Origin of the sequence: Amycolatopsis sp. cmx-4-83, from assembly GCF_046548815.1 — a bacterium.
In the GTDB taxonomy this organism is placed as follows: Bacteria; Actinomycetota; Actinomycetes; order Mycobacteriales; family Pseudonocardiaceae; genus Amycolatopsis; species Amycolatopsis pretoriensis_A.
In genome coordinates, this window is record NZ_JAEBEF010000010.1 from 242,684 (window position 1) to 255,400 (window position 12,717).

The following is a 12,717-nucleotide window of genomic DNA, read 5'->3' on the forward strand; positions in this document are numbered from 1 at the left end:
CGCCGAGGCGGTCACCCCACCGGGGTGACCGCCTCGGGCTCGGCGATCCGGCCGAGCACCGCCTCGCCGTAGGAGACCAGGTAGCCGCGTCCCACCGGGAAGTCGAACGCCGGACGCGGGAAGTCGACGCCGAGCGTCTCGCCCCGCTCGGGACGGAGTACGACACCGACTTCGGCGGCCGCGAGGACCTGGGCCAGGCCGCGGCTGTGGGCGAACTTGTCCGCGATGAACGCGCCCACCAGCGCCGGCCGCCCGGGCAGGCCGAAGGGCCGCGGCTCCGGGAAGCCCAGGCGGTCCGCATCGTCGACGAACAGGACGTCCAGCCCCGGCGTCAGCGCCTGCGCCAGCTCGTCCGCGCCGCCGACGAAAATCCCCGCCCGCTCGACCAGAGCGTGCGCCACACCTCGCCGGTCGGCGACCATGGCGACGCGGAGACCGTTCGCCGCGGCACTAAACGCCATCGAGCAGAGCGCGCTGGTGCGTCCTGACTTGCGTGGGCCGACGATCGCCACCACGTGGTCGCGGTCGAAGTCGGCCCAGTGCGTGGTCAGCTCATCGCCGGCGATTCCGAGCAGCGCCTTCCGGCCGACCGGCCGGTTTCCGTACGCCAGCGCGCCGGACAGCGGCAAGGTGGCCGGAATCCGGTCGACGCGCAGGGGCGCCTGCCTGGGCGGTGTCCAGCGCTTCGCCGCGCGGCCGACCTCGTCGGCGAGCGCCGCGCGTTGGGCCCCACCGGATGGATCGCCCATCAGCAAGGGGATCTGGACCAAGGTGGAATCGTCCCGCAAGAGCGCACGCCCGGGCGAAAGCTCGGTGACGTCTGCGCGGTGGGCGAACCCCAGTGCGCCGAGGCAATCGTTGTCGGCACGGCGAAGGCTCAGGCGGTGCTCGAACAGCCCGGCGAACCGCGTCCGCAGTTTGGTTCCGGTGCTCGTCACGCACACGGTGAGTCCCACGGTCACGCCGTCCTCCAGCAGCCGCTGGAGCAGCTGAGCCGTGCTGTCGCGTTCGGTGAGGGTGTCGACGCCGTCGACGAGCAGCACCAGGTGCGGCGGTGCCCCGGAGTCGCGTGCACGCAGCTCGTCCAGAGTGCTCACGCCAGCCGCGGCGAGCGTCTCGTGACGGGACCGCACCTCTTCGCCGAGGCGAATGAGCACCCGCTCCACCTGCCAGACATCGCCGACGTCGGTGACCACGCCGCTGTGCGGCAGTTCCGCCAGTTCACCGAGGCTGTGCCCGGCCGCGATCGCATGCAGTTGCAGCGCGTCGGGCGACGTGTCCGCGACCAGTCCGCAAGCGATTGCGCGCAACGCGCTCGTGCGACCCGAACGAGGTGCGCCGATCAGCAAGAGGTGCCCACTGCCCAGGCGCGGGGCGAAGGGGACCTGCCGCTGCTCGGCGGGGACGTCGCGCAGACCCAAGTTCAGTGCGAACGGGACCGGAGCACACGCTTCGCGGATGAGCAGGTCCGGCAATGGCGGGAGCCACGGCCGGTACGGAACCTGGATTCCGGTGGCCTCGGTGGCTGCGGCGATCGCGTCGACGAGGTCGTCCAGTTCGGTGCGGTCCGCGGAGATCTTCTTCTTCAGGGGCGGGTCGGGCAGCTCGAGATCCTGGTCCCGCAGCGGCACCACGCGCAACGCGATGGTCTGCGTGCTCCCGCTCGGCGCGCCGCACCAAGCGGTCTGCACCGTACGGAGGACGTCGGATTGCCGCAGCACGGCGCGCCCCTTCTGCCGTTTGCCGATCTCACCAGCGAGCGGGCTGTCCAGGAGCATGTCGCTCACCGACCGGCTGACCCGCAACGCGACCTTCAGCTCCGCGTTGTGCTTGATCTGGGTCGTCACGTCGGCTTCGTCCTGAGTGGCCAGCAGCAGGTGGAGGCCGAGTGAACGGCCCAGCCTGGCGAGGCCGACGAGGTCGTCGACGGCGGTCGGCAGGTGGTGTTTGAGCTCGGCGAACTCGTCGACCACGAGGACCAGCCGGGCCAGCGGCGGCAACCTCTTCTGGGCAGCCGCACGGCTGTACCCGCCGAATTCGCTCACACCGGCCGCTTCGAACAACCGCTGCCGGCGCAGCTGTTCCGCCTGCAGCGAGGCGAAGAACCGGGGAACCGCGCCGTCGAGGTTCGTGACCGTGCCGACCGCGTGCGGAAGCCGCTCGAGGTCCTGGAACGTCGAGTGGCCCTTGAAGTCGACGAAGAGGAAGTTCAGGTGCGCCGGGGAGTTCGCGAGCGCCAGCGACGCGACCAAGGTGGTGACGAACTCGCTCTTGCCGGCGCCCGTGGTACCGACGATCACGCCGTGCGGGCCGTCTTTCACGAGATCCACGTGCACGGTCCCCAAGGCGTCGGCGCCGATCGGCACCGAGGTGCATTCGGGGGTCAGTTGCCAGGTGGCGCGCACTTCGTCCTGGGCGATGGCCGGCACGATGTCGCTGAAGCGGACCATGTCCGGCAATGCGGCTGCCGCACTCGCCGATCCGACGACCCGCAGCGGCGCCAGCATCCGCGCCACCCGTTCCGCCGCATCGGTACCGATCCGGTCGGCGGTCACCGCGAACGGATCGCCTTGCGCCACGCTCAGGCGGTCGCCGGTGGGCTCGAGGGCGAGCACGGCGCCGCATTGGCTGGGCAGTGCCGCGACCGATTCATCCACGCAGAGGAACCGCAGCCCGGCGAGGGGGCCTTCCCGCAGGAGATCGGTGACGTCTTGCCGCTCGCCGAGTGCCCGGGCACCGACGAGCACCACGAGCGTGTCCGCCACGGTTTCACCCGGCCGCCGGCTTTCCAGCCGCGTTCGCACGAGTTCGGTGAGCGGTTTCACCGCGTCCCCCACCGCTTCGTGCGCCCACGCCGCACGGACACCGCCGGTTTCGGTCCTCAGGTGCGGCAGCCACCGCGTCCAGAGCAGATCTCGCGAACCGGGAGCGAGGACCGCGATGCGCAGTTCATCCGGTCCGTGCAGGACGGCGGCCTGGACCAGCAGCCAGTCGAGCACACGCCCCGCGTCCGAGGCGGGGCCGGCGACGCCGAGCGCGCCACCGTCGAGGCCGGCGCCGATGGGGGCGTCGGCAAGCTGCGGCGGCCGCCACCCGTCCGCCGGCGCGGGCCCGTTCAGCCCGACCGACGCGGCGCGGGTGCTGCGCCCCAGCCGGAACCGCAGCCAGTCGTCGTCACCGGTACGTCGCTGCCACAGACCGGCGGCGCCCGGCTCGGCCCGTTCCAGCACCGTGACCGGCGCCGGCCACTCCCTGCGCAGGAAAGCGTCTTCTTCGTCGACGGCGGCGTGCACCGCGACCTTGGCACCGGCGAGACGCCGGTCGTAGTCGCGGGCGTTGTCCGCGTTGGCCTGCTTCGCCACGCGGCGCGAGTTCCACCACATCCCGACCGCCATCACCGGCGACAGCAACCCGAGCATCAGGAAGGATGGCTGGTGGAACACCCAAGCCATCACCACGCTCAGGACCAGGGGCAGGCCGGCCATCAGCAGCAGCGGGCTCCGGTGCGCGGTCTGAACCGGCGGAAGCGCCGGAAGTTCCACGGTGGACTTTGCGAAGCGTGCGCGGGTGCGTGGTGCACGGTTGACCAGGAGACCGCCCTTCCCGTCGGGTCTCGGCGGAACGTGCGCACCGAGGACTTCGACGGCGAGCCGGGTTCCGCCGATTTGGAACTGCTCTCCTGCCGGCAAGTCCTCGGGTACGCCCTGGGCCAAGGGGGGACGGCCATCGAACCGGCCGTCGTGACTCACCACGGTGCGGTTCCGGGAACCCGGGTCGACGAGCCTGACCCGGGTACCGTCCCACCGGACCACGCAGTGCAGCCGCGACACATCACCATCGGAGAGAGCGAGGTCGACGTCGCCGCGGCGGCCGATCCGCGTGTCCCGGCCCTGCACGAGCGGGAGTGACCGGCCCGCGTCGGGTCCGGACACGACCCGGAGCACCGGACCGCGTGCGGCTGCCAGCAGCGACGCGACGGCACCGGAGAAGTCCAGGACCACACCGTCACGCACGACCGAATCGACGATCGGTACCGTCCGGTCGATCCGGTTGCCGTCGATGCCCGCCGGGCCGGCGCCGCCGAGCACCGCCCCCACTGCGTCGAGCACCTCACCCGCGGTGTTCTCCGGTACGCATTCGATACCGAAATCGCGTAACACCCCATCGCGCGGATCACGGACTGACAAACGAATGCGCACTTTTTCTCCCACGGGGTCCGCAGTTCTCGCAGAAACTATCGCCGGCGGGGCGCCGGGCGCTACGCTTTCGGCGTGGATTTCGAAAACAGCAGCAATGACATTCCACGGATACCGGGCCTGGCGGGGCTGACGCCGATCGCACGAGGTGGTTTCGCGACGGTTTACCGCGGGGTCCAGGAAAGTTTTCACCGCGAGGTCGCGGTGAAAGTCTTCCACACCGCGCTGCCGGACCGCCGCTCGCGCGATTCGTTCAGCGCGGAGTGCGAGGCGATCGGGAGGCTGCCCAGCGGCCTCGACGTGGTCACCATGTTCCACAGCGGGGTGATCCCCGGCAGCGACGGCAGGCCGTACGTGGTCATGGAACTGTGCCGGGAATCGCTGGCCGCGCGGATCGCGCGCGGGCCGTTGCGGCCCGACGAGGTCGCGGTCCTGGGCGCGCGGCTGGCCGTGACCCTGCACGCGGTGCACGACGCCGGCTTGGTGCACGGGGACATCACTCCGTCGAACGTCCTCTTCCGCCCCACCGGCCAGCCCGTGCTCGGCGACTTCGGGCTGACGCTGCACGCCGACGCCGACGGTGCCCGAGCCGATTACGCGACGTGGGAACACGCTGGTCCCGAGGTCTATCAGGGCCGGTCGAGCTTCGCCTCGGACGTGTACGGCCTGGGTTCCACGCTCTACACCGCGCTCACCGGGCGTCCGCCCATCCCGCGGGCGCAGGGTGAATCCCTTCGCGACTACCGGTTGCGCGCCGTCGCGACACCGGCACCCGGACTGCCGGAGACGGTTGCCGGCCCGGAGTTCTCGGCCGTACTGGGCAAAGCGCTCGCCGCCGACCCGGACGCCCGCCATGTCAGCGCGAACGACTTCGCGACCGAGCTGGCGACGCTGTCCGCACCGCCCGTCACTCCGCAGCAATGGGTTCCGGACACGGCGTACGACGGCTCGGCCTCGACCGGTCTGCGTCCGAGTGCAGGATCGTTCCCGGCCGGCTTCGTACCGGGTACCGAGACCGGCTTGCGGCCGGCCGTCCCGGAACCGGAGCAGCCCAAGCGCATGTCCGCGGCCACCCGCTGGCTGATCGCCGGCGCGGCCGCGCTCGTCGTCGTGACCGGCGGCGGGCTCACCGTTCTGCTGACCCGCGACACCTCGCCGCCGCCGGCGGCCGCTCCGGGACCGTCCCCCGCACCGACCTCTCCGGTCACTGCCGTGGCCGCGCCGGTCCTTGCCCCGCCGGAGGACCTCGGCGCGCAGGTGCGGCTTTCGTGGACCGGCGAGCCGGATTGGGACTACGCGGTCGTGATCGCCGAAGAAGGTGGCTCCGCGCCGACCGTCAAACTCGCCGACCGTCAGACGACTTACACGGTCGACGTGACGGCCAGCAAGAAGTACTGCTTCCAGATCCAGGCCACCTGGGACAGCGGGAATCGCACGGCCGCCAGTGAAAGCCTCGGTATTCGCCAGGCACAGTGCGTGCACCAAGGCACCTAGCTCATCGTGAACGCCGAAGAGGCGTCGGGCTCTCCGGCGCCCCTTCGGCACCCTTAAGCTCGTACGGGCAGCAGGCTGCGTACTGCGAACAGCGAAGCGATCCGCTGCCGCAGGCTGCCTCGGCTGGCGGCGCGCACGGCGTCGGACGCCGACCAGGCCCGCCGCGCTATCTCAGGGGAGGCGGTCCACCCGGACCACAACGCCAGGTCGATGCACTGGGACAGCTGCCAGAGCCCCTGACCGACTGCCTCCGGGTAGCCGGGCCCGACCTCCGCCGCGAGCTCTCGTGCAGTCATGCCGGGCACCACCGCGACGCCGCGATCACGCAACCGGTCACGGGCATCGAGCCACGCGCCGATCACCGCTTCCGCCGGTGCACCGCGACGGCGGCGGTGGCGCCGCACGGTCTTGACCACGACGGGTGTCAGCGCGGCGAGCAGCAGCAGAGCCAGCGGGGCGAGCGCGACCCACACCCACCAAGGAGTGCCGGTCACCGCGGGCTGCGGCGGAGGGTTCGTCGTCGGCTGCGGCCGGGTGTCCGGCTGCGGCGGCAGGTTCTTGCGCGCGTCGTCGGTGGCCTGCGCCACGCTGCTTTCCGGTCGTCCGGCGTCGGCGGTGGCCGCGCCGGCCGGGTCGAGCGGCACCCAGCCGACCCCGCGGACCGCGACTTCCGGCCACGCCAGGACATCGCCGTTGTGCACCACCACCGAGCCGCCTGCGACGGCCGTCGGCTGCCGGAACCCGACCGCCACCCGCACCGGCAGTCCCGCTGCGCGCGCGAGCACCGCGTAGGCCGTGGCGAACTGCTCGCTCGTGCCGCGCTTGCTCGAGGCGAGGAAGAAGCTCAGCTGGGCGTAGCCGTGCCCGGTCGGGATGTCCTGCCCCGAGGCCACCTTGTAGTTCTTGCGGAACCACTGTTCCAGGACGAAAGCGGTCCGCAGCGACGGTCCCGATCCGCCGGTGGCCTCACGCAGGAGCGGCGCGATCTCCTTCGGCAGCTGTCCCACCGGCTCCAGCCCGTCCGCCGCGCCGTCCACATCGGACGACGTCAGCTCCTTGGCGTCCACCGAAGGCGGACGCCAGAACAAGCGGTACGCCAGGCCGTCCGCGGCCTGGGTCGACAGCAGGGTCCCCGTGGTGGTGTCCACCAGCGGACTGGCTCCGTCGACGTGGTCGGTCCGGGTGACCGTGGGCAGCCACGCACCGGGCGCCGACGCGAGCGTGACGGCCGCTTCGGCCATCGGGCCACCTGCTGGGAGCCCGGCGACGGCCTGCAGCGAGCTGCCCAGCGGCCGGAACCGCGCGCTGCTCGTCCAATTCACCCCGTCGAAGCGGTTTAGCACCGATGCGGTCCACCGATCGACCGGTGCCGAGACGCGGGCGTGGAACACCTCGGCGGCCGGGGTCGCCAGCCGTGAGCCGATCTCCTCGAGCGGGTTGGCCAGCACCGAAGTGACCGTCGGTGGCTGGTGGTGGGCGGGCAGCGAATAGGCGGGCCTGCTCAGCGGCGTCCACGCCGTGAACGCCAAGCAGCCGGCCGCGATCGCCGCGACGGTCACCACCGCCGGCAACGCGTACCCGGTGACCGAACCGCGGAGCTGCGCTGCACGCCGGTTCCCGGCGGGTGCCCCGCTCCGGCTCTCCGCCGACTTCGCCGCGGCCAGGACGACGACCGCGGCCACCGTGTAGCCGCCGCCGAACAGCAAGGCGTCTCCGCCGTCGGCCACGGAGAACGCCTGCGAAAGCCCGACCAGCGCCAGGCTGGGAACCAGCGCCACCAGCGGACTGCGGTCCCGGCGAAGGCATTCGACCCCGAGCACGCCGGTCAGCAGCACGAGAACGGGCACGAACAGCAGGAGCTCCGGTTCCGGCCGGGCGGGCCACGTGCTCTCCAGGGTGCGCAGCCACCCGCGCAGCACTCCGTCGCCCAGCGCGTGCACCGTCGCTGACGTCGGCAAGAAGCCGTTCAACGTCGGGCGCAGCACGGTGGCGATGAGGGCCAGCAGTCCGAAGAGAAGAGCCAGCGGCGGCCTCAGGACGGCCGGCGCGCGTACGGTGGCGAGGTCTGCGGCCACAACGGCCCCACAGGCGGCGAGCACCGGGATCAGCAACGCGGGCAGCGTGAACACCGGCTGGAACAGCAGCCCGCCGATGCCGGCCGCGACGACCACCGCGGCGCACGCCGCGAACCGGGTCACGCGGCCACCACCCGGTTCCAGGCCGCCGCGGCCACGACGGCGTCACGCTCCCTGATGACGGTCACGCCGGGCAGCGCAACCGGCTGGGACTGGCCGAAGTCGAACAACGTCACCTCGCGCGCCCTCTTGCCCAATGCGCCGACCAGGGCGGTCTCGAACGTGCCGCCGAGCAGAGCGAGGCTGGTGCCGCGGTCACATCGCGAGACCAGGACCTCGGAGTTCAGCTCGTCGGTGCCTTGCTCGACGGCGCAGAGGGCGTCCTGCAGTACGCGGTTACCCGCCACGCCGCCTCGGGTGTTCAGGTCGAGGCCGGTCGTCGTGAGCAGCCGGGTCCGGGTGCCTGCGGCCGCGGCGGCGTGGGTGAGCGAAGCGGCGATCTCCACGGCCGCCTCGAATCCGTCCTCGTCGAGCGCTCCGGCGCGGTCGTCGAGCAGGACCGTGAACCGGGGCTGCGCCGGGTCGACGTAGTCGCGCACCATCATCCGGCCGGTCTTGGCGGTGGCCCGCCAGTGCACGTGCCGGAGCTCGTCGCCGAGCACGTACTCGCGCACGGCCCGCAGGTCGGTCGAACCCGCCATCGGGCGCGGAGCGATGACACCCTCGTGGTGGTGGCGCGGGTGGGCGCCGAGGCTCACGCCGACGCGGTGCCGCCGCGGATGCACGAGCAGCGTCGACGTGCGGCCGCTGCGGGCGTCCGCGACGACCAGGCCGAGCAGGTCGTCGCGCCGGACGGTCAGCGGACCGACCGTGAGCACGCCGCGGCGCTGGGTCGGCAGCCGGTAGGCCCGCTCGGCCGACGCCCCGGGAGCGAGCGGGTGCACGGCGAGCCGGGCGTCCTCGGTGGGTGGGTCGACCGCGGTGAACCCACCGCTGCGCCGCCGCGACCGGTTGGTCAGAGTGAGCGTGGCGACCGCGGTGTCGCCCCTCTCGACCCGGTCGGGCACGAGCTCCCGGTGCACGTCGACGCTCACCCGGCGCAAGCAGCTCACCACGGCCGCGACGACCACGGCAAGCGCCGCGCCGGCGACGAGCCGCAAGAGCGGGAACCCCAGACCGATCCCGGCGGCGAGGCAGAAGACGGCGGCGCCCAGTACGCCGGTGCCCCGGCGGGTCAACCGGAGGCCACTGGCAGCAGGAATGGAAGGCACGCTTCAACCCCGGACCATCGCTGAGCCACCGGGGGCGGGAACCCCGCGCAGCACCTCGCCGAGCACGTCGGCGGGCCTGCGCCCGTTGAGCTCCGCCTCCGGGGTGAGCACGAGGCGGTGCTCGAGCACCGCCGGTGCCACCGCCTTGACGTCGTCGGGGGTCGTGTAGGTGCGCCCGTCGGTGGCCGCCCAGGCCCGTGCCGCCCGGACGAGCGCGACGCTGCCCCGGGGGCTCGCGCCGAACCGCACCAGTTCGTGCTGCCGGGTGGCTTCCGCGAGGCTCACGGCGTACGAGCAGACGGCGGGGTGTGCCTGGATCTGGCGTACCGAAGCGATCACTCCGGCGAGCGCGTCGTGGCTCATGACCGGACCGAGCTGTGCGGGCGTCGCACCCGCCATGTCGCCCAGGACCACCTGCACCTCGGCGTCGTGGCCGGGGTAGCCGACGCTGAGCCGCACGAGGAACCGGTCGAGCTGCGCCTCGGGGAGGCGGTAGGTACCTTCGAGCTCGATCGGGTTCTGCGTCGCCAACACCAAGAACGGCCGTGGCATGGCGTAGCGGTGACCGTCGACGGTCACCGCCGCCTCAGCCATCACCTCCAGCAGGGCCGACTGCGTTTTCGGGGTGCCGCGGTTGATTTCGTCGGCGAGCACGATGTTCGCGAAGATCGCGCCCGGGTGGAACTCGAGCGTCTCGCTGCTCTGGTGGTAGATCGACCCGCCGGTGATGTCGCCGGGCAGCAGGTCCGGCGTGAACTGGATCCGGTTCAGCGTGCCGTCGACGCTGGCCGCGAGGCAGCGGGCCAGCGTGGTCTTGCCGAGGCCGGGCACGTCCTCCAGCAGGACGTGACCCTCGGCGAACATGGCGACGATCGCCATCCGGACCACGTCGGGCTTGCCCTGCACGACGCGCTGCACATTGGCCGAGATCAAGCTGTAGGCGTCGCCCGGGGTCAGGTGCTGGTTCATTCGTTCTCCTCGTTCACTGAAACCGGGTCACCAGGTGAGGTGGTTGGATTCGACGGAACCGACGACGGCCCAGACCGGCTTGCCTCGGTACCCGAAGAAGCAAACGGAGCTGTCGAAAGCGCCGGATCCGTTGGTCCGCGCCGTGTAGCTGTAGTAGCTCCCGCCCATGGTCGAGACGCAGGACACGGAATAGCTCGCATTGGCCGCGAAATTGCGCGCTGAAATGGTGACGCGTGCACAGCTCGGGTCCGTGCATTCCGGTCCGGAGTAGGCCGCGCCTTTCGACACCGAGACCGACGACGGCGGAGGCGGCGGGTCGTTGGTGCGCGCCGATCCTCTCGACCCGGTGGGCCCGCGGCCGAAGCTGTTCTCGCCCGTCACGTAGATGTCGTACGTGGTCGCGTAGTCCAAGCCGCCGACCGTGATCGAACTGCCACTGGCACAACCGCCCGTCCAACGCTCGGCGCCGTTGAACACGACGTGGCAGGTCACCGCGCCGCTGCTGTAGTCGGACACGTTGACTGTCAGAGTGATCTGCCGGTCACCGCTGCTCGTAGCCCCGGTCACGTCGACCATCGGGGCCCGGCCGGGCGTGGCCTCCGCTGTCGCGGGCGCGCCGTCCAGGGTGGCACCGGTCGTGCCGCGTTGGCGGGTCTGCGCCCGCACGGTGAAGCTGTACTTCGTGCCGTTGGACAGCCCGTTGAAGGTCGTCGTCGTGCCGGTGACCGTCTGCGGTGTCAGGCCGTCGGCCTCTACCAGGTATCCGGCCAGGTCGCCGCCGTTGAGCTCAGGCGCGGTCCAGGTGAGGGTCACTGTCGAGTCGTCGGCTGCCGCGGCGAGACCGCCGACCGCCGCGGCCGGCGAGTACGGCGAAACCGCACCGCTCGACGGCGAATCCGCGCTGGACAGCCCCAGCTCGTTGGCCGCGGTGACGGTGAAGGTGTACGCGGTGCCGAGCGTCAACACGCCCGTCGCGGTGGTGAGTGAGGCTTCCGTCGAGGTGCCTGCAGCCGTCGTGCTGCCATCCGCGCCGTGCGCGGTCACCGTGTAGCCCGTGATCTGGTGGCCTTGCCCGTCGGCCGGCGCCCAGGTGAGCTTGACTGTGCCGTCTTCGCCCGCGGTCGCCGACGGCGCACCCGGTGTCCCTGGCACCTCGGAGCTCGGGGTGACCGGCGGCGAGTCGGCGCCGGGACCGGTGCCGACCGAGTTCACGGCGATGATCGTGAAGACGTAGGTCGCGCCGTTGCGCAAGCCTGTGACGTCGGTCTGCAGCTGGTTGCCACCGACGCTCGTCGCGCCGTCGGTGCCCTCCCCGGCGGTCGACCGCCAGCTGACCCGGTACTCCGTGATGGCCGCACCGTTGGCTCCGGCCTCACCCCAGGACACCTTCACCGTGGCGTTGCCGGGCTGCGCCTGGACCGGCCCCGGCGCACCCGGCGCCTTCGGAGGCGTCTTCGCCGGATCCTTCGTCCCCTTCCCGGCCGAGGGCGACTGCGGCTTTCCGTGCGGTGCGACCGGTGGCGGGTTCACGGGGGGCTGGGGTGTCTTCGGCGTGTCCGGTGACGGCACATCTTGCTTGCCGATACCGATCGTCGTGACCGATCCGTCGTGGTCGACCACCACAGTGTGGGCGCCGTCCTGGGCGTCGACGTAAACCCGCCCGTCCTGACCGCGGGTGATCCGCGGCTGGCCCGCGCCTTCGGGCAACGGCGTGGTCGCCTTCTGCTGGCCGGTCGGGGTGAACGTCAGCACCCGCCGGCCTGCACGATCGAGCACCGCGACGGCGTCCGTCGACGTCACTGGCGCCGCGAAGTCGCCCTGGCCCAGGCCGACGGTGATCGGCGCCGATCCGGGCCGCTCGCCGCCGAGGCCGTCGAGGCCGGCCAGGATCAGCCGGTTGTCCCCCGGGTCGACCATGGGGAGCCGCTGGGCGACCGCGACGGTCGCCGTGCGGGCGTTCTTGCCGACCCGCACCCCGAGATTCGCCGGCGTACCGGCACCCCGTTCCCCGAACGGGGTGATCGTTCCCCCGGCCGGGTCGACGAAAACCGCCTGATCGCCGGTCGCCACCACGTCGCCCTGCTTGCCGTCGGTGTTCACCGGGCAAAGCACTTCCCCGGCATCACGCTTGACCCGGCACAAGACGCCGTTGTCGACCCGCTGGAACCAGATCGTGCCGTCGGCCAGCGGTGCGGGCTCACCGACCGTGCCCCCGGCCCGCATGGTGACCGGCGGCAGCTGCGCGAATCGCACCACCGTGCCGGCCTGCTTGTACACGTAGTACGGCCCTCCGGGAACTTCGAGACTGACCGGGACATCTCCGCCAGGCGCGGCCAACGTGGCCGCTACGGCGAGGTCGGACTTCCCGAAGACCACGGCCTTGCCACCGCCGACGGCGCTCAACTGGCGGTCGCCCTGCCCCATCGCAACGGCACCGGTGAGCTGGACCTTCCCGGTGCGCGCGTCGACCTGCTTGGTCCCGCCGTTGACGTGGAAGGCGGCTTGCTCGGCCGCGTTGTAGACCCAGTGCCCTTCCTGCTGGAAGTCCAGGTCCGGGCGCGCGTCGCTGCTGGCCGCGACCACCACGAATGTCGTCGCGGCCAGGAACACCCCAGCCCACACCGCGACCGCGGCACGCGTTCGCCTCTGCCCTGGCACTCGGCCTCCAAATCGCTGGGAAACGGCGGCCGCGATCGATCCGTCCGGCGGCCA

6 protein-coding genes are annotated in these 12,717 nt (G+C 71.8%); 1 reads left to right on the forward strand and 5 read right to left on the reverse strand.

The features are described from left to right. Positions 1-11: 11 nt before the first annotated feature. A complete protein-coding gene (locus ACLJQM_RS30655; protein WP_410633782.1) occupies positions 12-4,415 on the reverse strand; it encodes an FtsK/SpoIIIE domain-containing protein in 4,404 nt (1,467 codons plus the stop codon). On the opposite strand from ACLJQM_RS30655, the gene ACLJQM_RS30660 reads away from it, so the two are divergent. Further along, a complete protein-coding gene (locus ACLJQM_RS30660; protein ID WP_410634072.1) occupies positions 4,335-5,690 on the forward strand; it encodes a protein kinase domain-containing protein in 1,356 nt (451 codons plus the stop codon). The genes ACLJQM_RS30655 and ACLJQM_RS30660 overlap by 81 nt on opposite strands. 53 nt (positions 5,691-5,743) lie before the next feature. On the opposite strand, the gene ACLJQM_RS30665 is transcribed toward ACLJQM_RS30660, so the two are convergent. The 4 genes from ACLJQM_RS30665 to ACLJQM_RS30680 are packed head-to-tail and all read right to left on the reverse strand — an operon-like array spanning position 5,744 to position 12,663. Continuing rightward, positions 5,744-7,888, reverse strand: a complete 2,145-nt coding sequence (locus ACLJQM_RS30665) for a transglutaminase domain-containing protein (protein WP_410633783.1) — start codon at positions 7,886-7,888, stop codon at positions 5,744-5,746. Further along, positions 7,885-9,036 carry a DUF58 domain-containing protein gene (locus tag ACLJQM_RS30670; protein ID WP_410633785.1) on the reverse strand — a complete coding sequence of 384 codons (1,152 nt, stop codon included), beginning with the start codon at positions 9,034-9,036 and terminating at the stop codon, positions 7,885-7,887. Before ACLJQM_RS30670 ends, ACLJQM_RS30665 begins: the two co-directional genes overlap by 4 nt. 3 nt (positions 9,037-9,039) lie before the next feature. Then, positions 9,040-10,005 (reverse strand): AAA family ATPase, encoded by a 966-nt coding sequence (locus ACLJQM_RS30675; protein WP_410633786.1) that lies wholly within the window; start codon positions 10,003-10,005, stop codon positions 9,040-9,042. A 27-nt stretch (positions 10,006-10,032) separates the two neighbouring features. Then, positions 10,033-12,663 carry a fibronectin type III domain-containing protein gene (locus ACLJQM_RS30680; protein WP_410633787.1) on the reverse strand — a complete coding sequence of 877 codons (2,631 nt, stop codon included), beginning with the start codon at positions 12,661-12,663 and terminating at the stop codon, positions 10,033-10,035. Positions 12,664-12,717 lie beyond the last annotated feature (54 nt).

What these genes read in the sequence shown, in the direction of transcription:
- ACLJQM_RS30675 (WP_410633786.1), bottom strand. Translation starts at nt 10,005, where the DNA reads ATGAACCAGCACCTGACCCCGGGCGACGCCTACAGCTTGATCTCGGCC.